Annotated in this window: 20 protein-coding genes; 10 read left to right on the forward strand and 10 right to left on the reverse strand. The window is 68.8% G+C overall.

Features of this window, described 5'->3' with window-relative positions; genetic code table 11:
• Positions 1-13: 13 nt before the first annotated feature.
• From ACWEKM_RS20420 to ACWEKM_RS20435, 4 genes are read right to left on the reverse strand one after another with little or no spacing between them, the layout of a single operon-like run.
• Positions 14-817: a creatininase family protein gene (locus ACWEKM_RS20420; RefSeq protein ID WP_451622595.1), complete on the reverse strand. Its 804-nt coding sequence runs from the start codon at positions 815-817 to the stop codon at positions 14-16.
• 46 nt (positions 818-863) lie between these two features.
• A complete protein-coding gene (locus ACWEKM_RS20425; protein ID WP_451622596.1) occupies positions 864-1,757 on the reverse strand; it encodes an ABC transporter permease in 894 nt (297 codons plus the stop codon).
• A gap of 2 nt (positions 1,758-1,759) precedes the next feature.
• A complete protein-coding gene (locus ACWEKM_RS20430) occupies positions 1,760-2,704 on the reverse strand; it encodes an ABC transporter permease (protein WP_451622597.1) in 945 nt (314 codons plus the stop codon).
• Positions 2,701-4,284: an ABC transporter substrate-binding protein gene (locus tag ACWEKM_RS20435; protein WP_451622598.1), complete on the reverse strand. Its 1,584-nt coding sequence runs from the start codon at positions 4,282-4,284 to the stop codon at positions 2,701-2,703. The genes ACWEKM_RS20430 and ACWEKM_RS20435 overlap by 4 nt, the downstream gene beginning before the upstream one ends.
• A 563-nt stretch (positions 4,285-4,847) precedes the next feature.
• On the opposite strand from ACWEKM_RS20435, the gene ACWEKM_RS20440 reads away from it, so the two are divergent.
• Together ACWEKM_RS20440 and ACWEKM_RS20445 are read left to right on the forward strand one after the other, a co-directional pair.
• On the forward strand, positions 4,848-6,302 hold the full coding sequence (locus ACWEKM_RS20440) for a glycosyltransferase 87 family protein (protein ID WP_451622599.1): 1,455 nt from the start codon (positions 4,848-4,850) through the stop codon (positions 6,300-6,302).
• Positions 6,303-6,671: 369 nt separating this feature from the next.
• Complete coding sequence (locus tag ACWEKM_RS20445) at positions 6,672-7,859, forward strand: glycosyltransferase family 4 protein (protein ID WP_451622600.1); 1,188 nt, start codon at positions 6,672-6,674, stop codon at positions 7,857-7,859.
• Positions 7,860-7,965: 106 nt separating this feature from the next.
• On the opposite strand, the gene ACWEKM_RS20450 is transcribed toward ACWEKM_RS20445, so the two are convergent.
• From ACWEKM_RS20450 to ACWEKM_RS20460, 3 genes are all read right to left on the reverse strand, one after another.
• Positions 7,966-8,631, reverse strand: coding sequence for a response regulator (locus ACWEKM_RS20450; protein WP_451622601.1), 666 nt, complete (start codon positions 8,629-8,631; stop codon positions 7,966-7,968).
• Positions 8,619-9,974, reverse strand: a complete 1,356-nt coding sequence (locus tag ACWEKM_RS20455; RefSeq protein WP_451622602.1) for a sensor histidine kinase — start codon at positions 9,972-9,974, stop codon at positions 8,619-8,621. Before ACWEKM_RS20455 ends, ACWEKM_RS20450 begins: the two co-directional genes overlap by 13 nt.
• 593 nt (positions 9,975-10,567) lie before the next feature.
• Positions 10,568-11,332: a GntR family transcriptional regulator gene (locus ACWEKM_RS20460; protein WP_451622603.1), complete on the reverse strand. Its 765-nt coding sequence runs from the start codon at positions 11,330-11,332 to the stop codon at positions 10,568-10,570.
• Positions 11,333-11,559: 227 nt separating this feature from the next.
• Here ACWEKM_RS20460 and ACWEKM_RS20465 point away from each other — a divergent pair, with 227 nt between their 5' ends.
• The 6 genes from ACWEKM_RS20465 (at position 11,560) to ACWEKM_RS20490 (ending at position 18,774) form a co-directional block, all read left to right on the forward strand.
• Positions 11,560-12,510, forward strand: coding sequence for a carbohydrate ABC transporter permease (locus ACWEKM_RS20465; RefSeq protein WP_451622604.1), 951 nt, complete (start codon positions 11,560-11,562; stop codon positions 12,508-12,510).
• Position 12,511: 1 nt separating this feature from the next.
• Entirely contained in the window at positions 12,512-13,339 is an 828-nt protein-coding gene (locus ACWEKM_RS20470) for a carbohydrate ABC transporter permease (RefSeq protein ID WP_451622605.1), read from the forward strand.
• A 68-nt stretch (positions 13,340-13,407) separates the two neighbouring features.
• Positions 13,408-14,700, forward strand: a complete 1,293-nt coding sequence (locus ACWEKM_RS20475; RefSeq protein ID WP_451622606.1) for an extracellular solute-binding protein — start codon at positions 13,408-13,410, stop codon at positions 14,698-14,700.
• On the forward strand, positions 14,700-15,806 hold the full coding sequence (locus ACWEKM_RS20480; protein WP_451622607.1) for an ABC transporter ATP-binding protein: 1,107 nt from the start codon (positions 14,700-14,702) through the stop codon (positions 15,804-15,806). The genes ACWEKM_RS20475 and ACWEKM_RS20480 overlap by 1 nt, the downstream gene beginning before the upstream one ends.
• Positions 15,803-17,947, forward strand: coding sequence for an outer membrane protein assembly factor BamB family protein (locus ACWEKM_RS20485; protein ID WP_451622608.1), 2,145 nt, complete (start codon positions 15,803-15,805; stop codon positions 17,945-17,947). Before ACWEKM_RS20480 ends, ACWEKM_RS20485 begins: the two co-directional genes overlap by 4 nt.
• A 146-nt stretch (positions 17,948-18,093) precedes the next feature.
• Complete coding sequence (locus ACWEKM_RS20490) at positions 18,094-18,774, forward strand: HAD family hydrolase (RefSeq protein ID WP_451622631.1); 681 nt, start codon at positions 18,094-18,096, stop codon at positions 18,772-18,774.
• Between the two features lie 91 nt (positions 18,775-18,865).
• On the opposite strand, the gene ACWEKM_RS20495 is transcribed toward ACWEKM_RS20490, so the two are convergent.
• On the reverse strand, positions 18,866-20,089 hold the full coding sequence (locus ACWEKM_RS20495; protein ID WP_451622609.1) for an amidohydrolase family protein: 1,224 nt from the start codon (positions 20,087-20,089) through the stop codon (positions 18,866-18,868).
• A 151-nt stretch (positions 20,090-20,240) separates the two neighbouring features.
• Between ACWEKM_RS20495 and ACWEKM_RS20500 the strand changes: the two genes are divergently transcribed.
• Together ACWEKM_RS20500 and ACWEKM_RS20505 are read left to right on the forward strand one after the other, a co-directional pair.
• Entirely contained in the window at positions 20,241-21,194 is a 954-nt protein-coding gene (locus tag ACWEKM_RS20500; RefSeq protein WP_451622610.1) for a MurR/RpiR family transcriptional regulator, read from the forward strand.
• The gene (locus ACWEKM_RS20505) at positions 21,191-22,327 is read left to right on the forward strand and encodes a hypothetical protein (RefSeq protein WP_451622611.1); all 1,137 of its coding nucleotides are present in this window, start codon (positions 21,191-21,193) and stop codon (positions 22,325-22,327) included. Before ACWEKM_RS20500 ends, ACWEKM_RS20505 begins: the two co-directional genes overlap by 4 nt.
• 71 nt (positions 22,328-22,398) lie before the next feature.
• Here the strand turns inward: ACWEKM_RS20505 and ACWEKM_RS20510 are convergent, their stop codons facing one another.
• Together ACWEKM_RS20510 and ACWEKM_RS20515 are read right to left on the reverse strand one after the other, a co-directional pair.
• Positions 22,399-23,316: a 2-hydroxy-3-oxopropionate reductase gene (locus tag ACWEKM_RS20510; protein WP_451622612.1), complete on the reverse strand. Its 918-nt coding sequence runs from the start codon at positions 23,314-23,316 to the stop codon at positions 22,399-22,401.
• A 51-nt stretch (positions 23,317-23,367) separates the two neighbouring features.
• Entirely contained in the window at positions 23,368-24,207 is an 840-nt protein-coding gene (locus ACWEKM_RS20515; protein WP_451622613.1) for a TIM barrel protein, read from the reverse strand.
• Positions 24,208-24,250 lie beyond the last annotated feature (43 nt).

The following is a 24,250-nucleotide window of genomic DNA, read 5'->3' on the forward strand; positions in this document are numbered from 1 at the left end:
ACGGGTCAGGGGGCTACTTGGCCGAGGTGTTCCGGTCGTACTCCCGCAGATAGGCGGAGCAGAACCCGATCACCCGCTCGATCCAGATCTCACCGGTCTGCGCGTTGCCCAGACTCACATCGCCGGTGCACCCGGTCGGGCTGACCTCGGAGAAGTCCCACAGAACGGTGCCGGGGACGTCGTATCCGGGGATCGCCGCCTCGTTGTAGCTGGTCGGCGTCCAGCCGTCGGCGGACTCCAGGCCGCCGGCGACGACCAGGTCGCTCTGCACCTGGTCGGGGAAGAGCGCGAGCATCGCGGAGTGCTCGGGCTCCGCCCCGTGGCCGTACGCCGTCCCCGGGTCCTTGTACACGTCCCGCATCAGCGCATAGCCCAGCTGCCACGGATAGAGATGCCCGATCAGGACCCCGAAGTCGCGCCGCGCGTCCAGACTCGCACCGGTGACAGGACCGACGTTGCCGCCGTTGTTGTCGATGATGACGATGCGTCGGAAACCGGACTGGACCAGCGCCTCGATGAGTTCGTAGGTGACCGTGCGCAGCGTCGCCTGGCTCAGCGACAGGTTGCCGGGGTAGCCGCGGAAGATACCGGAGTGCCCGTAGTGGAGCGCCGGTGCGACATAGCATCCGTTCTCCTTCGCCAGCCGGTCCGCCACCCACTCGGCGACGATGGAGTCCTCGTGGATCGGCAGATGCGGCCCGTGCTGCTCGACCGCGCCTATGGGCAGCAGGATGATCGGGTCCTGTTCGGCCAGCCGCTTCACCTGGGTCCAGGAGAACTCGCCGAGCCGGTGGGTGGTGGGGAGGGTCGCGGTCATGTGATTCCTTTCGAGAGGGGTGGCGCCGTCGGGCGAGCCACCGGGTTCAGGAGGTGCTGCCGCGGCGGCGCGGGTCGAGCAGATCGCGCATGCCGTCGCCGAAGACGTTGAGCGCGAGGACGACGAGGATGATCAGTACGGAGGGGTAGATCAGCAGGGTGGGCTGGACCTCAAGGAAGTCGCGCCCGGAACCGACCATCGTGCCCAGGGACGGCAGCGGCGGCTGCGCCCCGAGGCCGAGGAAGCTGAGACCGGCCTCCATCTGGATGGCGAAGCTCACCGAGAGGCTGAGCTGCACGATCACGGGGGCGGCCACATTCGGCAGGATCGTCCGCAGGACGATGCCGGCCGGCCGCGTGCCCATGATCTCCGCGGCCTCGACGTACTCCACATGCCGGATCGCGAGCACCTGGCTGTAGACGATCCTGGTGAACCGGGGGATGTAGAGCACGCCGATCACCAGCACCACGTTGACCAGTGCCGGGCCGAGCACCGCCACCACCGCGATCGCCAGCACGATCGGCGGGAAGCTGAGCAGGATGTCGATGCCACGCATGATGACGACGGAGACCCGGCGGCCGACGTATCCGGCCACCAACCCCAGTGCCACGCCCAGCACTCCGGCCACCAGGACCGCCGACAGGGCCACCCCCAGGGACGTACGGAGACCGATGAGCAGCCGGGACAGGACATCGCGGCCGAAGTCGTCGATCCCGAGTACCCCGCCCGAGGAGAGCGGCTTGCCGACGATGTCCCGGTAGTCGTGCGGGGCGAGCAGCGGCGCGAAGACCGCGAGGACGGCGATCAGCAGCAGGAAGGCGCCGGCCACGGAGGTCCTGCGGTTCGCCACCAGCCTGCTGAGAAAGGACTTCCGGCCGATACCGCCGCTCGTCGGTGTATCCGGTGGGGCCTGCACCAGAGGGTGCGGAACACTGGTCATGATCAGTTGTCCTCCGCCCGGGGGTCGAGGGCCCGGACCACCAGGTCTCCGACCAGGTTGACCAGGATGACGATGGTCGCGACGGCCAGCACCACGGCCTGTATGACGGGGTAGTCGCGTTGCCCCACGGCGGCCATCAGCAGCGAACTCATGCCGGGCCAGCCGAAGATGGCCTCCACCAGGACCGTGCTGCCGATCAGCGTGGTCAGCTCGACCGTGGTCGCGGAGACCACGGGCAGCATGGCGGTGCGCAGGGCATGGCGGTTGATCACACGCCGTTCGGCCAGTCCCTTGGAGCGCGCGGTGCGGACGTAGTCCGCGGTGAGTGTTTCGAGCATGGCCGCCCTGGTCATTCTGGTGATCACGGCGCACGATGCCGCGGTCAGCGTGATCACCGGAAGGACCAGTGTCTGCAGATGTGTGACGGGGTCCTCCAGCGGCGAGGTGAAGCGGCGCGGCGGCAGGATGGGGAGGAAGAACGCGAACACGAGCAGCAGCAGCGTGCCGACGACGAAGACGGGCAGGGAGATCCCGAAGATCGACCCCGCGACCAGCGCGTGGTCCGTCGGTCGGTCGGCACGGGTGGCGGCCAGTCGGCCGAGGGCGATACCGAGCACCAGCGAGACGGCCAGGGCGATGAGGACCAGTTCGAGGGAGTTGCCGATCCGGGACGGCAGATCCTGCATCACCTCCCGACCGCTGATCAGTGAGGTGCCCAGGTCGCCGTGGAGGAGTCGCCCCCAGAAGCCGAGGTACTGCGTCAGGAAGGGCTCGTCGAGGTGCATCGCCCGCCGCGTCTGGGCGACCTGCTCTTCTGTGGCGGAGTCGCCGAGGGCGGCCCTGGCGGGATCGCCGGGTATGAGCCGGACCAGGAAGAAGACGATGCTGCCGACGACGAACAGTTGCACGGCCGCCTGGGCGAACCGTCTGAAAAGGAAACGCCTCACGCTGCCTTCTCCATCCAGGTCCGACGCAGGGCCACGGCGGTCCACGCGCCTTTCGGCGGGTGCTGGTAGCCCTTGACGTAGTGGTAGTGGGCCTCGCCCTGCTCACGGCGGACGGTGTAGGTCATCGGGACCAGCTCCAGCGCCCGCCGCTCCGCTTCCAGGTAGATCTCGTCCCGCAGGCCGGGGGCGGCCGTCTGCCGTCCCTGGGTGAGGAGTTCGTCGATCCGGTCGTCCTGGAAGTCGAGGTTCCTCGTGAAGATGCCGGTGCCGCCGATGAAGTCGCCGAGGGCGGCGGGATCGCCGAACATCGGCGCCGTCCCCCACGAGTGGACCGGGAACGTCTTGGCGGCCACGTCGGCCCGGAAGGTCAGCCACTCCTGCTGGGTGAGTTCCACCTTCAGACCGGCCGCGCGCAGCCCGGGCAGCATGGCCTGGGCCGGGCGCGCGATCACCGAGTACGAGCTGGTGGTGACGACCGGCACCGCGAGCCCTTCGTGCCCCGCCTGTTTGAGCAGGAACCGCGCCTGCTCCGGGTCGTACGGCATCGAGCCGTCGAGGTGTTGCGCATAGCGGGCGAAGGCGCCGGACATCAGCGCCCCGTCCATGGGCCGTCCGTGTCCCAGCAGCGCGGTGTCGAGGACGGATGGCCGGTTGATCGAGAGGGCGATCGCCTTGCGGACCCGTACGTCGTCGAAGGGCGGTTTGCTGGTGACGAACCCGACGAAGCCGAAGCCGAAGGTCCGGTCGGAGGCGAACCGCAGCCGGGGGTTGCGGGTGATGACGCCGACGTGGGTGGCCGGGACGTAGTCGATCATGTCCACGGTGGCCGTGCGCAGCGCTGTCACCCGGGCGTAGTCGTCGCCCATGGGCTGGAAGACGATCCCGTTGAGATACGGCAGTTCGGGCTCGAAGTAGTGCTCGAACCGGACGAAGGTGGTGCTGACGCCGGGGACGCGCGCCACGAACCGGAACGGGCCGGTGCCCATCATCTGGGTCTTGGGTTCGGCGCCGGACTCGATCCACCGCTTCGAGACGATGCTGGACGTCGGTGCCGCCAAGGCGAACGGGAAGGCCACGTCGGGCCGCGCCAGACGGAACACCACCGTGGTGACGTCGACCGCCTCGACGGATTCGACCGCGTCGAGCAGCGGACCGGAGGTGGCCGTGGTCTCCTTGTCCATCATCCGGCGGAAGGAGAAGACCACGTCCTCGGCGGTCATCGCGGACCCGTCGTGGAAGGCGACCTTCGGCCGCAGCCTGACCTTGTAGGTGTGCCGGTCGGCCCAGCCGAACTCGGACGCGAGATCGGCGACGATCTCCCCGGCGCCGTCGTACTGGACCAGACCGTTGTAGACGAGCTGCCGCAGATAGTCGGAGGCGGCCCCGGTGGTGATATGCGGATCCAGGTTGGCCGGGTCGGTGGAGAGCCCGAAGTGGAGCACCCCGCCCCGGCTCGGACCGCCGGCCCCCGGCCGGACGGCCTCCATGGATTCGGGCAGAGTCGCCGGATTGCCGCAGGCGGCCAAGGTGGCGGTCCCCAACGCGGCGGCGCCTCCCCTGAGGAGGCTCCGCCTGTTCATCACTCCCATGACATCTCCACCCGCCGGGCCCGAAGAGGGGCCGTTCCGAAGAGGATTCACCGCGTATGGCGCATGTATACATGGGGTCCACGTGAGGGTCAACGGGTTGCGCTGCACAATTGCCCGGGGGTTTGCCGACGTTCTCGGGGAGCGGCCGGTCCCGTCCGAGAGGGGTGCCGACCCCCGTTGGGGGCGATGAACCGGCGCCGGTCGAGGCCGATCTCGGCCAGGTGTCGGCTGACGGTTCAACGGTTTCACGGCGGCGGGTGTCGGCTGACGGTTCGACGGCAGCGGGTGTCGGCTGGCGGTTCGACAGCTTGACGGCAGCAGAACCTGTCAGCGGCGGCGGGGTAGGGAGAACCGGAAGAGCAGGTCTCGACCTACCTGTCATGACCTTGATGGTGCCGTGGGACTGCAATGGCCGGGTGATGGTTCACCGGTTGAAGAAGACGGCCGTGGGTCGGGCACTTACGGGCAGTTCCCGCCTTCGGGGCCCCAGAAGCCCCGGACCGCTATGGGCCGCCGGATGGTGCCTGGCCGCAGTGTGGGCACTGGGATTCCCGTTGGTCTCCCACCTCCCGACGCACCGTGTCTGGGGTCTGAGCGCGGCGACCGGGTATGGGTGCGCGGCCATCTCCGTCCACCGGCTGCCGTGGCCGCGCGCCCGTACGGCCGCGCTGGTGTGCGCACTCGCGGGAGCCGTCATCGTGCCCCTGACCTACCTCGTGCTGACGGGAGCCCAGCAGAGCGAGGTCGGCGTGATCGAGCGCTCCGGCGCCCTGATGCTGCATCAGGGCACGCCCTACCTGGCGCATCCGCACACGGCCGCCGACTACACGCCGTATCTGCCGGGCATGGCCCTGTTCGGGGTGGCTCGGGCCCTGCTCGGCGCGGACCACTGGGCGCTGCGGGTCCTGAGCGACGCACGCCTGTGCTGCGCCCTGGTCCTCCTGATCTGTCTGGAGGCCGGCCGTCGAATGCTCGACGCGCCGAGTGCGGCCCGGCCGGCCCGGGGCGGCCGCCTGCCGTACGGGACCGCGCTCGCGGCGCTGATCGCGTCACCCCCGGTCGCGCTGCCGTTGAGCGTCAGCGGCGTGGACCTTCCGCTGACCGGGCTGTGCTGTCTCGCGCTGGCCTGTGCCACGCGCGGGCGACCGGTGGCCACGGGACTGGCGCTGGCCGCCGCCTGCTCGCTGAAATGGACCGCGTTGCCCGCGGTCGCCGTCGCCGTCGCGCTCCTCGGGCGGACCCGCGGCAGCCGGGTGGCGGTGCGCTGTGTGGCCACGGCCATGGCCGGGACGGTGCTGCTGGTCCTGCCCAGTTTCCTGCTGTCGCCACAGGCGATGGTCGAGCAGGCGCTCGCCTTCCCCACCGGACGGGGCGGCGTACCGACTCCGGCGGACAGCCCCCTTCCCGGCCGCCTGCTCGCGGATCTGGGACCGGTCGGTTGGTACGCGGCCGTCGGGCTGCTGCTGCTCGGCGCGCTCGCCGTGGGCGCCTCGCTGCTGCTGTGGCCGCCGCTCGGGCTGGCCTCCGCCGCGCAGCGCCTCGCCGTCGGACTGTGCGTCGGCTTCCTGCTGGCTCCCGTCGGCCGGTTCGGTTATCTCGGGTTTCCGGTCGTCCTCGTGGCGTGGTCCCGGCAGGTTGCGCCGGAGCGCCCCGCGAGGACGGTCCGGCGGGATGCCGCCCGCCCGTGCTCCGGAACGGACGATGCTCCCACGGACCGCGGGCGCCTTTCCGGCGGCGTCGGCCCGACGGCCGTCGCCGGACCGGTCATCGAGGAAAGCCGACCGTGCACCGGTTCGGCCCGGGACAGGGCGCTCGCGGGGGAGGCGCATCGGCGCCCCCCACCCGGCGCGCCGCATGCGCGGCCGCCGCGTCCACCTGGGCGGCACCTCTTATGGCCCCCGCGCGTATGGCCCCCGCGCGTATGGCCCCTGCGTGTATGGCCCCTGCGTGTATGGCCCCCGCGCGTATGGCCCCTGCGTGTATGGCCTCTGCGTGGCAGCGCTCGGTAGGGACCGACGACGTGGGCCTGGGCGGCGGTGCCGAGTACCGGCCTTCTCCCTGTACCGGCTTTCTCCCCGAGCCCGGTCCGCGCTCGCGGGCCCCCGGGACGGGCGCACGGCGTTGAGCCGCTGCCCGGACCGGCCCGCCGGCTCCGTACCGCCTCACACGTCCTCGGCCGCGGACCGCTGGCGGGTCGGCCGCCGGACCGATGCCGCGCGTGTGTCACGACGGCTGCCGTAGCCGCCTGTTCACGAGTGGGTCGGCCGTCCGATCGACGTCGTGCCTGTCACCGACGACCGCCGCAGCCACCTGCTCACCACCCGCTCACCACCTGCACCCCAACTGACCACCCACGACCGAAGGCTGTGCCGATACCCATGGGGACCACCCTGGTCATCACCAACGACTTCCCGCCCCGGCAGGGAGGCATCGAGACGTTCGTCCACGCGATGGCGACGCGCGTGCCGGACGACGACGTCGTCGTCTACACGTCGAGCGAGCCGGGCCACCGGCAGTTCGACGCGACCTTGCCGTTCCCGGTGATACGGGACCGCGGCCGTACGCTGCTGCCGACCCGCTCCGTCGGCAGGCGCGCCGTCGAGATCATGCGGGCCCACGGTTGCGACCGGGTCTGGTTCGGCGCGGCCGCCCCGCTCGCGGCCATGGCCCCCACCCTGCGGCGGGCCGGTGCCCGGCGCATCGTCGCCACCACCCACGGCCATGAGATCTGGTGGGCGCACACCCCCGGAGCCCGGCAGGTGCTGCGCAGGGTGGGCAGCGGCGTGGACGTCGTCACCTACCTCGGCCCCTACACCCGGGACCGCATCGCCCCGGCCCTGGGGCCGCGGGCACACCTGAGCCGCCTGGTGCCAGGGGTGAACACCCAGGTGTTCCGGCCGGACAGCGATCCGGCGGCCGCGCGGCACCTGCGGTCCCGCCTCGGTGTCGAGGACCGGAACGTCGTGCTGTGCGTGTCCCGGCTCGTCGCCCGCAAAGGGCAGGACGTCCTCATCCGCGCCCTGCCCCTGATCCAGCGGACGGTGCCCGACGCGGCACTGGTGCTGGTCGGCAAGGGACCCCAGGAACCACGGCTGCGCACGCTGGCCCGCCGGTATGCCGACGGCTCGGTCGTCTTCGCCGGCGGCGTGAGCCACGCCGACACGGCGGCCCACTACGCGGCGGCCGACGTCTTCGCCATGCCCTGCCGCACCCGCAGAGCCGGGCTTGAGGCGGAGGGCCTCGGCATCGTGTTCCTGGAGGCCCAGGCGAGCGGGCTCCCGGTGATCGTGGGCGACTCCGGCGGCGCTCCCGATACCGTGCTCGACGGCGAGACGGGACGGGTGGTCGACGGGCGGGACGTGGCGCCCGTCGCCGAGGCCATCTCCCTGACCCTGCTGTCCCCGGACCGCGTCGGCATGGGCAGGGCCGGGCGGCGTTGGGTGGAGAAGGAGTGGACCTGGGACGCCTCCGCCCGGCATCTGACAGCTTTGCTCACTCCCACGCCGGAACCCGGTTCGGAACCCAGTTCCGGGCCGAACGCATCCGGGGCCGGACAGTCCTCCTGATCCGGCCGCCGAGCGGGGCGGGCCGCGGCGCCGCTCCGTCAGGCTGAGTCCGTGGGCAGCCCCGTGCCGCCGATCCCCTGTCATGACGACGCCGTACGCGCCGACTTCAGGACCCGGCGTTCTCCCGCAGATGCGCGAGTACCGCCAGCACCCTGCGGTTGCCCTCGGTGGGATCCAGGTCCAGCTTCATGAAGATGTTGCTGGAGTGCTTGACCACCGATGCCTCCGTGATGACCAGCCGCTGGGCGATCGTCTGGTTGTTCAGCCCTTCCGCCATCAGCGTCAGCACCTCCCGCTCCCGGGGAGTCAGCCGTCCCAGCGGCCGGTCCGCCGACTGCTGCAGCAGCAGGACGCGGACCACCTCGGGGTCGATGACGGTCCGGCCCGCCGCGACCCGGGTCAGCGCGTCCAGGAACTCGGCGACCTCGCCGACCCGGTCCTTGAGGAGGTAGCCGAGTCCTCCAACGCCGTCTCCGCTCCCGCCGAGCAACTGCGTCGCATACGCGGTGGCCACATACTGCGACAGCACGAGAACGGGCAGCCGGTCATGGCGTGCCCGCAGGGCGAGCGCGGCTTTCAGGCCCTCGTCACGGTAATCAGGTGGCATACGCACATCCGTGATCACGACGTCGGGCCGGTCCGCGTCCACCGCGTGGGCCAGGGACTCGGCGTCCCCGACGGCGGCGACCACCTCGTGCCCGCTCCTGGTCAGCAACTCCACCAGCCCGGCCCGCAGCAACACGGCGTCCTCTGCCAGCACTACGCGGAGCACGGCACCTCCACCCGCAGCTCGGTCGGGCCGCCGAGGGGACTGCTCACGATGAGCCTGCCTTTCTGTATCGCCAGTCGGTCCGCCAGCCCGCGCAGGCCGGCCCCGGCCGCGGGATCCGCCCCGCCCCTGCCGTCATCGGTGATCAGCAGGATGAACCGGTCCGAGTCGATCCGGCCGACCACGCCGATCCGGGACGCACCGCTGTGCTTGGAGGCGTTGGTCAGCGCTTCGGTGACGCTGAAGTACGCCATCGACTCCACGGCGGCCGGCAGCCTGCGCGGCAGATCGATGTCGACCGTGACCGGGATCGGATTGCGCAGCGCCACCTCCGCCACCGCCGCGGTCAGACCGTGGTCGGTCAGTACCTGGGGATGGATGCCCCGCACGAGATCGCGCAGTTGGTCGAGTGCGCGGCGTGCCTCGCCCCGGGCCCGGATAACGAGTTCGGCCGCAGACGAGTCAGCACCGCGCAACTCCAGCTCCGCGAGTCCCAGTGTCATGGTGAGCGCGACCAGTTGCTGTTGGGCCCCGTCGTGCAGGTCACGCTCGATACGGCGGCGTTCGGCCTCGAAGGCGTCGGCCAGCCGGGCCCGGGACCGGGTCAGCTCGATCACCCGGCCGCGGAGATCCTCGTCACGGGCCGACAGCAGAAACCGGGCCGCGCGCACCTGTGCGCCGGTGAACAGACCTCCCGCGTACGCACATACCGTCAAGCCCGCCAGCCCCACCGCCGTCCCCGGCAGCGCGGCCACGGGATTCGGGGTCGGCACCCCCGGAACGAGCATCACCGTGTCAGGGCTGACGGCCCACACGAAGACGGGAGCGGCGGTGAGCAGGATGGACAGGCCCAGCAGGGCGACGAGGCCGACGCCGACCGCGGTGCCGACCGTCGCGAGCAGCACCGTGTAGCCGAGTTCTCGCCAGGTCGCGCGTTCCCGCAGCCGGGTGCGGAACCAGGCCACTGTGCCGACCCCGGCCAGGGAGCCGTGCGGGTCGGGCAGCGGCGTGGGGTCGACCCAGCGCAGACGTCGCCGCTCCACCGCGCCGACGGGGACACCGAGGACCGCGGCGGTCGCGAGAAGGAAGACACCGACACCGACGACGGAGAGGCCGAGTCCCAGGAGGAGCATGGCCACCAGGACAAGCAGGAGAACGAAGCCGAAGAGCATGCCGCTGAGCAGATGGGCCCAACAACGCCAGGGCCACCAGGAGAAGAGGAAACGCAGCGGACGCCTGAGTGCCTGTCGGACGGCCGGGTCCGGATTGCCTCCATGGCCGTCGGCGGGTGAGTTCACGGTACGGGCCGCGTCAGGCATCACCAGGCCGGAGGATTCTTCCCGCACGCGCTCTCCTCCCTGCCGGTCACCGCCGCACGGTCTGCGTAGCACCCTAATACGAACATTCCCACCCTGCCTGCTGTTTCCGCAGCTCAGGCGGCCATGACCGGCTGAAGACCTACTCGGTGGACGAGTTTCGACAGCGGACACCTCAGCGAGGCGCTGAGCAGGCTGAACCGATGCGTCCAGCGGCTGCGCGAGGAACCACTGAAGGCCGAACTGCCCATAGCGCTCAACTACTTGGCTCAGGTGCAGATGGGCCTTGGCGCTTACCAGGACGCCGAGGAGGTCTTGCGGGAGGCCCGTGACTTTGAGGCCGGTCGCGGGGGTGACAGTGGCTGACACGCCTACAACACGGCCCTGCTCGCCCAGCTCCTCGGCCAACACCCGGCACGCCGCGATCAGGCCATGGAACTGATCAGCGCGGCATGGGCGGAGACGGAGCGGACGTGGTTGGCCAACCTTGTCCCGATTGTTCGGGCTGACGTGTTCTCCCGCACGATCGTCGGCCTACAGGCCGTGAACCGGCTGCCGCGGCAACCACCGCTCGCCGGCCACGACTTCACGTCGACAACGTCGGCAACGTCGGCAACCGCCGATCAGCCCTTGGCGTCGACTCCCACCTCGACGGTCGTCCGCACCACGTCCGGCCGCATCCAGGACTCACCCGTGAGCAGCGGCACGCCGGTTTCGGCATCCTCGACTATGGAAGCCGTGTGCAGCACGGCCGGCTGTCCCTCAAGTTCCAGGAGCCTGGCGATCTCTCCTGGAACGGGCACAAGATCCGTACGGACCCAGGTCTTGCGAGGCCGGTAGCCGAAGGATTCGAGCAGGACGGTCTGCGATCCTCCGCGGCCGAGCAGGTCGTCCAGGCGTGGCACCAACTCCTTCGGGAACCACGTACGCGTCACTTCGGCGATCAGCCCGTCCACGTAGCACAGGCGGTCGACTTGGAAAGCCGTGGTCTGGTCGTCAAGGCGCAGGATTCGGCGCACCTCATCGGAAATGGCCACTTCTGCCACGTTCAGCACGCGAAGGCTTGGCTGTCCGCCGGCCTGCCGCACCGCCTCCGACCAGCTCGGTGAGGACCCGACCCGGGTCAGGATCTCAAGGCGTCGTGCCACAAAGGAGCCGCGACCGCGTACCCGTGTCACCACGAAGCGGCGCTCCAGCTCCTGCATCGCGGCGCGAGCGGTGAGCCGGCTCACCCCGTAGCGGCTCGCCAACTCGTTCTCCGAAGGCAGCTGATGCCCGGCCGGCAGATCGCGGATCTCCTCGGCGAGTTCGTTCGCCACACGGAGGTACGTCGACATCTTCGCGGTCGCCGACCTGAGCCCGAGGTCGGGAGAGCTCTGCATGTTCATCAGGGAGACGATAGGGCACCCGCGTCACCGGCTGGTCGTGCGACGGTGAACAGCAGACGAACTTGTCTATGCAGGTGACAGACCCGCTGCGCCCTGCATAGACAAGCTGCTCACTCATCTATGCCACACCATTTGCGATCTGTTCAACCTGTGTTTGCTCTGGGGCGCCACGCTCCTCTGCGTCACCCCCCCGACCCCACATCGCGAAGATCGACATCCGGAGCAACGTGCAGACCGAACACCTCACCGTCCCCGCGGCTGTCACGGCGACCGAGCCTGGCCGGCGGCTGAAGAAACCTCACACGGCGGTCCGCGGTCGCCGTGGCGTGCCCGCAGGCGTCCTCGTCGTTCCGGCCGTCGCGTTCCTCGGCGTTTTCGTGGTACTGCCGACGGTGCTGGCGCTGATCAGCTCGCTGTTCGAGATCCGCCTCGGTTCTGAAAACCAGGCGACCTGGGTCGGATTGCGCAACTACCAAAAGATCTTCGACGATCCCGTCGTGATCCAGTCCTTTGGAAACACCGCCCTCTACTGCGCGATGACCATCGTTCCGAGTATCGCCCTCGGTCTCGGCCTGGCGCTGCTTGCCAACACCATCCGGCGGTTTCGTGTCCTTGTCGAGGCGCTGCTGTTCCTGCCGTTCACCGCGAATCTCGTCGCCATGGCCGTCGTTTTCCGCTACGTTTTCGACCTGCGCGGCGGGTTTGTCAATCAACTGATGGCCATGATCGGCCTCGCCCCTCTCAACTTCCTCGGCGATACGCATCTGGCACTGCCGACCCTCGCTGCGATCGGCGTATGGCGCGGGTCCTCACTGGCGATGCTGATGTATCTCGCCGGCCTCACCACCATTCCGACTGCGATTGCCGAGTCCGCAACGGTCGATGGAATCACCGGGTTGAGACGTCTTCGCTGGGTGACGCTTCCGCTGCTGCGTCCCGTGACGCTTTTCGTCGCCGTGCTGATGACACTCCAGTCGGTGCAGGTGTTCGACACGGTCAATGTGCTGACGCAAGGCGGTCCTTTGAACTCCACCCAGACCGTACTCACCGAGATCTGGCAACTCGGCTTCTCCTACTACGACCTCGGCCAAGGTGCGGCGCTCTCAGCGGTCCTTCTGATCATCCTCGTCATCATCGGCGCCGTACGCCGATCCGCCTTCACCAAGAGCGAGCGCTGACATGACACGTCGCCGGCTGACCAGGAGCCTGACCGCTACCGCCGTCATCATCGCCTGCCTGTGCGCGGTCTTCCCCTTCGCATGGATGCTGCGCACCTCGGTCGCGTCCGCCGACGCCATCGTCGGCGACGGACTCTCGCCGATTCCGCGAGGGTTCGACTTCTCCAATTACGTTCGCGCCTGGAACGAGGCGCATCTCGGCCAGGCGATGGTGACCGGCGTCATCGTCACGATCGGTATCCTGGCGATCCAGCTCATCACCTGTATCCCGGCTGCTTATGCATTCGCCAAGCTCCGCTTTCGTGGTAAGCGCCTCGCTTACTATCTGGTCCTCGCGGCGCTGCTTGTGCCGGCCCAGGCGACCGCCCTTCCGCTGTACATCGGTGTCAGTCGTCTCGACATGGTGAACACGCTCGCCGCGCTCATCGTGCCGTTCGGCACGAGCGCATTCGGCCTGTTTCTCCTTCGGCAGCACATGCTGACCATCCCGGACGCGCTCATCGACGCCGCACGGTCCGACGGACTGGGCACGTTCCAGACGATCTGGCGGGTGATCATTCCGTCGAGCCGACCCGCGATCGCCACGTTCTCGCTCTTCTCGATCTTTTTCCACTGGAACGACTATCTGTGGCCCCTGCTGGTGGCCCGGAGCCAGGAGAAGCGCACCCCACCGCTTGCGCTGGCAACATTCGCACAGTCGGACATCGGAAACGACTTCGGCGCCCTGTCGGCCGGCGCCGTGATCATCACCGTCCCGATCCTCATTCTCTTCCTCGCCGCACGACGACGATTCGTTGCCGGCATCGCCGGCGGGGAACTTCCCGGTTGATCGCGACCCGTTTCGCACCCTCGACACTCACCTACATATCTTCTGCAGAGGACTGCCACCCCATGTCCATGAGCATCTCCAAGCGCGCCGCGCTCGGCGCCTCACTCGCTCTCGTCGCGTCCGTCGCCCTCGTCGGTTGCGGCTCCAGCGGCGCGACCACCTCGGGTTCCGGCGTCGCCACCGCGACAGCCCTCGACCAGTGCAAACCCTCGGGCCGCACCATCACCGTCGCCTACGCCCAGCAGGGGGAGACCGCGGCGAGGCGGGCCAAGGCCCAGATGGAGAAGAAGTTCCCAAAGCTCTCGGTGGAGCTCAGGGAGACGAACGTCACCACCTACGACCAGCTCACGCAGGCGGTCACCGCGGACATCGCCGCTGGTCGGCGACCCGACGTCGCCATGGTCGGTCTGTCGCAGGTGAGTTACTACGTCGACCAGTACAAGCCGCAGCCCATCGACACCAGCTCCCTGCGGTCGACCTACATCACGAGATACCTCGCGGCGGGCACCATCGGCGGGAAGGCGTATGTCGCGCCGTTCCAGCTGTCGGTTCCCGTGCTGTACATGAACAAGACCCTCGCGGCGAAAGCCGGTGTCACCTCAGCGCCGACGACCACCGGCCAACTCATCGAGGCTGCGAAGAAGATCAAGGCGGCCACCGGCACCGCCCCGGTGCAGGTGCCGCAGGACAGCTTCTCGGACTGGATCGTCCAGGCTCTGGTGCAGAGCGCCGGCGGCGCGTACATCAAGGGGGATGGCACCGCGGGATTCGACACCGCGGCCGGGCGCGAGGCGATCTCGCTCTACCAGACCCTGGGCAAGGACGGCCTCCAGGACCCGATCAGCGTCAACGACGCACGGACGGCCTTCCAGGGCGGCCGCATCGCATTCATGATCGACAGCCCGTCGATCGCCGCGTCGACCAAGGCCGCCGTCGGCGGCAAGTTCGCCTGGGACGTGTCGGCGATGCCCGTGCCGTCCGTGCAGAAGACCTCGCTGCCTGCCGGCGGAAACGGGTGGATGGTTCTCTCGCAGGACCCCTGCCAGGCCGCGTACGCGAACGAAATGATCTCGCTCATGCTCGATCCCGACGTCATCGCCGCGAGCGCGAAGCAGTTCAGCTATATCCCGGTCGACCGTGCGGCCGCCAAGACCCTCGCGGCCGACCCTGCCGCCCACACACCGGTCGGCTACAGCTGGAAGTACGAAGGCACGCCGACAACCTGGGACGCGTGGCCCGGGACCGCGACCGGCCGGGTCAACCAGATCGTGCAGCAAATGGTGCAGCACATCATCCGGGGCGGCGACACGAACTCCGAGGTGTCCACGACGGTGCGGCAGATCAACGCGGCGGTGAAGTAGTGGCATCGGTCGAACTGCGGCACGTCGCCAAACGATTCGGGTCCGTCACCGCGGTCGCGGACACCTCCTTCAGCCTCGATGACGGCGAAAGCCTGGTCATTCTCGGCCCCTCCGGTTCCGGCAAGAGCACACTGCTTCGGATCATCGCCGGACTTGAGGCGGCGGACGACGGCGAGATCGTCATCTGTGGCGTCCCCCAGAGCACCCTCCCCGCGCACAAGCGGGACATCGCGATCGTGTTCCAGCACTTCGCGCTGTACCCACACCTCTCCGCGCGAGACAACATCACGCTCGGGCTGCGGCACGGCATCGGCCTGTCCAAGCAGGAGGCGAACGACCGCGCGCACGACATCGCGGCGCGGCTCGGCATCAGCGAACTGCTCGGGCGCCTGCCCCGGCAGATGTCCGGTGGTCAACGGCAGCGGGTCGCGCTCGCTCGGGCCCTGGCACGCCAGGCCGCGGTCGTACTCCTCGACGAGCCGCTTTCGGGCTTGGACGCCCAACTGCGCATCAGTCTCCGAGCCGAGATCGCCGAGATCATGCGATCGACGGCGGCCACGACCATTCATGTGACGCACGATCAGACGGACGCCATGGCGATGGCCGATCGAGTGGCGGTGGTCCGAGCCGGCCGTATCGAGCAGCTCGGGACGCCTCAACAGGTGTACGACCAGCCGGCATCGCTGTTCGTCGCGACGTTCGTGGGAACGCCGCCCATGAACACGATTCAGGCGTCGGTGATCGACGCGGGAGTCTGGGAGACACCGTTCACCCAGCTGCGTCTCCCCGACGTGCGCCAGGACACCGACCTCACACTCGGCATCCGTTCCGAAGCGATGGCGGTGAACGACGACTCGAAGGAATACACCGTGAGCGCCGAGGTGGTGCTGCGCGAGCACGAAGGATCATCCGCCGTGCTCCATCTGCGTACCGCCGCGTCCGGGCTGCCCGCAGTGACACTCCGGGCGCGGATCGCGGCAACCAGGGCGGTGACGCCGGGCGAGACCGTCCGGCTCGGGTTTGACGCGGTCGATGTGCATGTGTTCGGCGCGGACGAACTCCGCCTTGGCACGCTCAGCGAACTGAAGGAGCAGGTGCGCTCGTGACATCCGAGGAACTCATCAGCGGCGACGTCATCGACGATGCCGGCCGACCTGTCGCGAACGTACTCGTCAGCAACCTCACCGATGTCGTGCACACGGACAGCGATGGTGCCTTCTCCCTCCCGGTGGCCGAATTCATCACGCTCTGCCTGCCCACCGGGTGGACAAGTGACCGATGGTGGGCCCGACCGGAACGCGATCGTCGGCTTCTTTTCCGGCTACGACCCGAAGCACAGTCGCTGCCCGTCCGATTTCTGCACACCACCGATTTTCACCTCACTGACTCGTCCGGCGAAGTCCGTTCCGGTGGCTCGGACTGGAACATGGAGAGCCCGAAAGCCGCGCACGCCCGCGAAGTTCTCGGGCGTCTGGCCGAGACGCATGGTCCGTTCGCGGCGGCGTTCCTCACCGGCGACCTCGTCGATGTCGGGGCAAGCGCCGAGTACGACGCGCTGCACGGCCTCATCGACGAGCCGCCACTGCCGATCCTCGCCCTGCCGGGAAACGCGGATCACAAGGCGGGCATCCGTTACGCGATGAGCCTGACGGACACCGACTACCTCATCAACGGCAGCAGCTCCGACCTCTGGGAACGGCACGTCGGCCCCCGCTGGTACTCCCATGACATCGCCGGATTGCACATCGTGGCGATCGACTGGAACACCTGGGAGCGCGGCATCGACCGAGTTCGGCAGGATCGGTGGATCCGCAACGACATCGACGCGACCGGTGACAGACCCTGGATCCTCCTCGCACACGACAACCCGCACGCATCGTTCTTCCGAAACCTCCCCACCAAGCCGCTCGCCGTCCTCACCGGCCACTGGCACACAGATCGCGTCACCACGCATCAGGGGATCCGACTCATCAACACGCCGACGGCGCTGTTCGCCGGGCTCGACCACTCCGCCCCCAGCTCACGCATCATCACCTGGGACGGCATCGAGGTGAAGCCTTCGGCGCCGATCGGAGCTCCCCCCACCCCGGTGAGCGGCGGCGCCCTGTGGAGCCGCGGCCTGCAGGCGAGCGGTCGGACGGCGGGCGGTCCCGTGCTCTGCGGCGACGCCGTCATCGTGGCCGGCACCGGCGATGAGCCCGAGAGCGGCCGTGTGACGGCACTCGGACTCACCGACGGGGAACAGCGATGGAGCACCGCGTTCGACCATCCGATCGCGGCACGACCAGCGGTCGTCGGCAACATGATCATCGTCCATGACATCGCGGGCAACGCGGCAGGGTTCGATGTCACCGACGGCACGAGAGTGTGGACCGACTTCTCGGCGGACCCCCTTCGGGACTGGTGCCTCACTGCTCCAGCGGTCAGCTCCGATGATGTGGTCGTGGTCGGCTATCCCGGAACACTCCGCGCTCTCGATCCCGTCACCGGTGAGCGGCGATGGACGTTCCCGCGCCCGTGGCCGCACTTCAACAACGTGCCGCATGCGGGAGTTGTGCCGGCCGGTGACGAACTCCTCCTCGGAGCGGCGCCGCTGCGGCCCGCGCTCGTGGCGATCGAGCCGCGAACCGGTGAGCCGATATGGCAGCTCGACTCGCCGCGCGCCGAGGGCACCGACCGGTCGGCCGCCGTCGCGGCCACGCCCCGGTCCGTCGCCGTGCGAGACGATGCGATGAACCACCTCGACTGGTTCGGCTGGAGCCCGGTGGGCCCAGGCAATCGGCACCGATCGGGAGTTACGGTGTTTCCCGCGTCGGGTCACCTCTGGGCGATCGACGACGGAAAGATCCTCTGGGATCGCGAGACGAGTACGGTGTACGCACCGGGGCAGCCCGCATTCCATGGCGATCTCGTCATCGCCGTCACCTCCGATCGCCGGATGAGCGCTTACCACGTCCACACCGGTGCTGCTGCTTGGAGCCTGGAACTGGAAGGTGACGCGCTCCTTGCGCACATCCCGTTCCGACGAACGGCACACGGCCCTCTCATGGGCTCGCCGACGGTCGAGGGAAACCTCGTGTACGCCCCCGGGATGGACGGCCGTATCCATGCGATCAACGCTGCGACGGGACGGTATGAGCGTTCCTACGAGATCGGTCAGAGCCTGCTCGCGCCGCCTCTGGTCACCGATGACCGGCTCATAGTCGTCACAACGGACGGAACGGTCGTCGCCGTCTGCCGCGACTGAAAGAACAGCGCGGACGTGCGAAATGTGGTCCAGAACCGTGTCAGGCGGCCAGGGAGCCGACCGGTGCCCGGCCGGCCCCTTGCACGCCGCGGCGGCAACTGAGGCATTCATGCCGCCTCAGCCCCACAAAGGACAGGAAGCGAACACTGAAAGCAGTACAAGCCCAGGCTGCGGTCTTCGACTGCGACGGACTTCTCCTCGACAGCGCGCCCGCATGGGCACAGTCCTTCAGCACGATCGCCGCCGAACTCGGTCATGAAATGACGGCAGCCGAACATGCCCGCACGGTCGGCAGTCCCGTGCGGACCGGTGCGGCGATCCTGTCCCGCATCACCGGCGCTCCGGTGAACGAAGTGCAGGCGAGAGTGGTCAAGCGATTCGCCGAGATCGCGGACGTCGAGCCGCCGCGTATGCTCCCCGGCGCAGCGAGCCTCGTGCACATACTTCACGGGAGGCTGCCGCTCGCCGTCGCGTCCAACGGTCCGACGGACATCGTCACCTCCCTGCTGAGGCGCTCGGGCCTCCTCGATGCCTTCGATGTTGTGTGCACGAGCGAGACGGCAGGAGCAGCGAAGCCCGACCCGGCCGTGTACCTCACCGCCTGCGACCGTGTGCACGCGGACCCCGCGTTGTCCTATGGGTTCGAGGACTCCGAGGTCGGCGCGCGCGCCGTGCGGGCAGCGGGGATGCATCTCGTCTTCATCGGCGAGCCGACCTTCGACCTCACATCAAGGGCCGTCACAGCACCTCGACTTGATGACCACCGTGTGATCGCGCTCTTCGACAACAGACAGTGCCAACCGATCGGCCATCGTCACGGCCCCTGAGCCTTGATCTGTGGGGGGAACGTGTCCCACTCGCGTCCCGGCCACGGAAAGGCAAGGGACATGCGTCGCGGGAGGTCGGTGAAGTCCGTGGTCACAGCCGGTTCTTCACGGGGCGGCCGGCCTGCATGACGAGCAGGATGTTGTCCGGGTCGGCGAGGCCGGCGATGTCGTGGAGCGGGTCGGTCCGACACACGACAAGATCGGCGAGCTTCCCCGGTTCGATGGTGCCGAGGTCGGCGTCGAGGCCGAGGAGCCGGGCCGCGACACGGGTGCCGGCCTCGATCGCGCCCATGGGGGAGAGGCCGAGGTCGACGAGGTGCGCCAGTTCGCGCAGGTTGTGTCCATGCGAGGTCACCCCGGAGTCGGTGCCGAGCGCTATGGGTACGCCTCGACGGATCGCCTCCGCGACTCGTTCCATCGCGAGTGCGGACCACCGGATCTTCTTCTGGTAGAGGAAGTCGGGCACTGAGCCCTGCTCCGGGATGGTGGCCGCGGTGGTGAGCGTCGGCACGAGTGTGGTGCCGTGTTCGAGCATGAGGTCGATGGTCTCGTCATCGATGCCGTAGCCGTGTTCGATGCTGGTGACGCCGGCGAGGACGGCGTTGCGGATGCCGGCGGTGCCTTGGGCGTGCGCGGCGACCCGTCGCCCGCGGTGTCGAAGTGCTTCGTCGACGATGGCGGCCATCTCGTCGGTTGCGAGCCCTTCGTCGTCGGGCTGGTCCGTCGGGCTGCTGACGCCGCCGGTGGCGCACACCTTGATCACGTCGGCGCCGGCCCGGATGACACGGCGTGTGGCGATGCGGGCTTCGCCGACGGTGTCGGCGATCTCCGTCCAGGGCTGCGGGCGGAACGCGTCGACGTCGACCCCGCTGGGTTGTGTGAAGTCGGCGTGCCCGCCGGTGTGGCTGATCATCCGGACCGCCACCTGTAGGCGCGGTCCCTCCACCAGGCCGGCCGTCACTGCCTCTCGGTATCCGGCGTCGAGGCCGCCGAGGTCACGCGCGGTGGTGACGCCGGCCGCGAGGGTGCGACCCAGGCGCTCCGCGGCCTGGAAGGTGGCGAGTGATGCCCAGTGCCGGGGTGGCTCCAGCAGTTCGCTGACGTAACCAAGACCGAAATGCACATGGCAGTCGATGAAGCCCGGCGTCACGGTGCGGCCACCGAGATCGATGACGGTCTCGTCCGGGGCGGGCGTCGGCCCGGGCCCGGTACCGGCGTGGGCGATACGGCCGAAGGCGTCGATGGCGATGGTCGCACCGTCAACCGGCGTTGCGCCGGTGCCGTCGATGAGCAGTGCGTTGATCAGCTGAGTCACGTAGAACTCCGTCCAGCGGGAAGGAAGACAGGACGCGGAATTCTATTCCATTCCCTAGGTCAATTGAAGCACTAGCGTTGCATGTGAGACGTTGTTCCCTGCGGTACACTGGCGCCGCAACGATATTCCCTGGACGGAGGAAGGGGCGGGGATGACGGTTAAGGCAGCCCGACGTCAGGGGGGCGACGGGGACGGCGCACCGGGTCCGGGTCCTCAGAACCTCCCGGCCGGGCAGTCGACCGGCCCGCTGACCAGCGGTGCGGTGCTTGCGCAGATCCAGGCCGCGGCGCCGTCGCTCGTGCCCAGTGCGCGTCGGGCCATGGAGGTGATCATCGCCGACCCCGAGGCAGCCACCAGATACTCCGCCGCGGACCTTGCCGCGCGCGCTGACACGGCGGCATCAACCGTGGTCAGAGCCTGTCAGCAAGCCGGGTTCAAGGGTTTCCAGGACCTGAAGCTGGCCCTGGTCCGTGACCTGGCCCTGCGCGGCGCCGACCAACTGGTGTTCGCCAACGAACTGGACACCGACTCGCCTCCGGACGCGGTGTTGCACACCATCCTCGCGGCCAGCAGCCGTGCGCTGTCCGATGCGATCAGCACGGTCGACCCGGTCGCGTTCGCCGGTGCGTTGAACGCCCTGCGCACCCGCCAGAAGGTGTTCTTCGTCGGTAACGGCCAGTCGACCACACCCGTCCGAGACGCGGCACACCGCATGCGGATGCTGGGGCTGGCCACGGCAGCGCCGATGGACGCGATCACACAGCACATCGCCGCCCGGCAGTTGGGCGAAAGCGGCGTCTGCCTGGCGATGAGCCACAGCGGCGCGACACGCGAGACCGTGCTGGCCGCGGAGACCGCGAAGGCGGGCGGCGCCTACGTCATCGCGGTGACCAGCTTTCACGGCTCGCCGCTGGCCGACATCGCGGACGCGCCGCTCATCGCGGGCAGCCCGGGGCAGGGTTTCCGACTGGAGGCCACGGCCAGCCGATTGGCACATCTGGCGATCACCGACGCGCTGTTCGTCGGACTCGCCCTGCGCGATCCGGAGCGGTCCAGGGCGTATCTGAACGCGATCGCGGACGTCCACGCGGAGCACATGCTGTGAGGGACGACCGGGTCCATGGTGAGTCCCTCCAGCACGCCGGTGAGTCCCTCCAGTACAGCGGTGAATCCCTTCATTACAACGGTGAGTCCCTTCAGTACAGCGAAGGGCTCCCGCTCCTGACCTATCTGCGGGTGGGCGATCCCGGTCGGCCCCTCGTCGTGTTCCTGCCGGGCGGCGGCCACCTGGCTCGCATCAGTTACGGGCACCCGGACGGTCGCCCGGACGACTTTCTCGCGCACTGGCTGGCGGCACGTGGGTTCACGGTACTCGCGCTGTCGTATCCGTCGGACCATCCGGCCCTTCCGGCGGCGCACCCGGAGTTGACCGTCGACCGGTGGGGTGCGGCGGCAGCGGTGCTCACCCAACGGATCGTCGCCGAGCACCAGCTCGGGGCCGGGGTCATCCTGTGCGGCTGGAGCATGGCCGGCCGATCCGTCCTACCGTTCGCCCGGACCGCCCGGCGGGTCGGCCTCGATCTGCGGTGCTTCGTGTCGCTCGCGGCTTCGGCTCCGCTGCCCGGCCTCGTACCGGTCCCTCCGGCAGGCCAGCCATTGACCCCCGAGGGTCTGTGGGAAGCCGCCCTGGGGCAGTCGTCGACACGGCTGGACAACTGGTACGGGCAGATCTCTGCTCAGGCGGAACAGGGCAGGCCGATCATGTCGCGGGAGGAGTACGTACGGCACTACCTGTGCCGGCACTCGGTCGGTCTGCGTGGCGAGGCGCAGCACTGGGACGGGCAGGCCGACGTCCATGACACCGAGGCCGCGATCCGGGAGACCGGGGTGGGACAGTGGGCGGAGTTCCCCATATGCGCGGCCGTAGTCCCGGAGGGCGCACAGGACGCTCGGCACGCCCTGTGCGATCACCTCACCTGGCCGGCGATCACCGCCTACTCACTGGGATGGCGCCTGTCGGATGCGACGGCGCTGCCGACCGACACCTGGGCCGGTCTGACCGCGACCAGTCGGCGACTGTCCATGGACCTGATCCGTTTCATGCCCGGCAACCACTTCTTCTTCCTCGGTGCCGCCGGTGCCCGCCGCGCGGCACACCACATCGAGGAGCTCTGGCAGGCCGCCGAGGAACTCCACCTCGTCGTCGCCGACGCTCTGACGCCCCATAAGGTCCCATAAGGCCATAAGGCCCCATAAGGTCCCATGACGCCTCATGAGGTTCCATGAGGCGTCATGAAGGGAGAAGGGGGTCAGACCTGGGTGCCGGACAGACGCTCCACGCCCCGCAGCAGGGCCGAATGGTCCAGGCCGCCGTCGCCCTGCCCGCGCAAGGACGCGACGAGTTGGGCAACCACGGAACCGACGGGCAGCGGCGCGCCGACAGCGCGCGCCGCGTCTGTGATGATGCCCATGTCCTTGTGGTGCAGCTCGATACGGAAGCCAGGCTTGAAGTCGCGGCTGAGGAAGTTGTCCTTCTTGCGGGTCAGTACGGTCGAACCAGCCAGCCCGCCGTTGAGGACATCCAAGGACGCCTTCAGGTCCACGCCTGACCTTTCCAGGAAGACCACGGCCTCCGCGCACGCCTGGATGTTCACGGCGACGATGAGCTGGTTGGCCGCCTTCACGGTCTGGCCGGAACCGTGCGGGCCGCACAGCACGATCGTCCTGCCCAGCGCCTCGAAGATCGGCCTCGCGTAGGTGAAGTCGGCCTGCTCGCCGCCGACCATGACCGACAGCACGGCCTCGACGGCACCGGCCTCGCCGCCGGACACCGGTGCGTCGAGGACCCGGATGTCCTTGTGCTTCGCGGCCGTGGCCAGGTCGATCGAGGTCTGCGGGGTGATGGAGGACATGTCGATCAGCAGGGCGCCGGGCCGTGCGTTCTCCAGGATGCCCTCGGGGCCGTATGCCACCTCTTCGACCTGTGGGGATGCCGGCACCATCGTGATGATCACGTCCGCGTTCCGCACGGCCTCGGCCACGGACCCGGCCGCGGTGCCTCCGGCGGCGGTCAGGCGGTCGAGTTTCTCCTGCTTCCGGGCGTAGCCGGTGACGTCGTACCCGGCCTTGATCAGGTTCTCGGACATGGGGGAGCCCATGATGCCGAGGCCGACCCAGGCGATCGCCGGGCGCAGTGGGTGGGAAGAAGTCGCCAGATTGTCGTTCATGGTCAGTGCCTCTCTGACTGCAACTGCGGTGCTGCCTCTGTGGTGTGGTGTTCAGCGGGCGGCGCGCCACTGGACCGGCAGCCAGCCGAAGGTCTCCGCGCTCGGGTGGTTCCCCGGCTTGTACTCCAGGCCGACCCGGCCGTCGTAACCCGCCTTCGTCAGTTCTTCGAGCAGGTCCTCCAGCGGGAGTACGCCCGTGCCGGGCGCACCCCGGCCCGGGTTGTCGGCGATCTGCACATGGCCGGTCCTCGCCGCGTACCGCACGATGATCTGCGGCAGGTCCTCCCCGTTCATGGACAGGTGGTAAAGGTCCATCAGGAACCGCGCGTTACCGAGCCCCGTGGCCGCGTTGACCTTGTCGACGATCTCGATGGCGGCCGGGGCCGACACCAGGGGGTAGCGGGGCGACTCGGGCCTGTTCAGCGCCTCGATCAAGAGGATCGCGCCGATCCGGTCGGCGGCCCGGGCCGCGAGAACCAGGTTCTCCAGCGCGAGGGCGTCCTGTTCCGCCGGGTCGACGCCGTCGACGCGGTTGCCGTACAGCGCGTTGAGCGCCGTGCAGCCCAGCGACTCGGCGAAGTCCGCGACCACATCGATGTTGACGCGGAACTTGTCCGACTCCTCGCCCGGGATCGACAGCGCGCCGCGGTCGGGGCCCGGCAGTTGGCCGGCGTAGAAGTTCAGGCCGGTGAGCCGCACGCCCGTGTCCTCGATCGCGTTCTTCAGGGAGTCGAGCTGCGATTGCTCCGGAATGGGTGAGTCGGCCCAAGGCCACCACAACTCGATCGCGGTGAATCCCGCCGCGGCGGCAGCCGCCGGCCGCTGAAGGAGCGGGAGTTCCGTGAAGAGGATCGACAGGTTGACGGTGTAGCGCTGGTTTGCGAATCCCATCCGGATAACGCTCCTGAGTTCTGAATACGGAAACTATGTTGTG

The organism is Streptomyces sp. NPDC004752 (assembly GCF_053601275.1).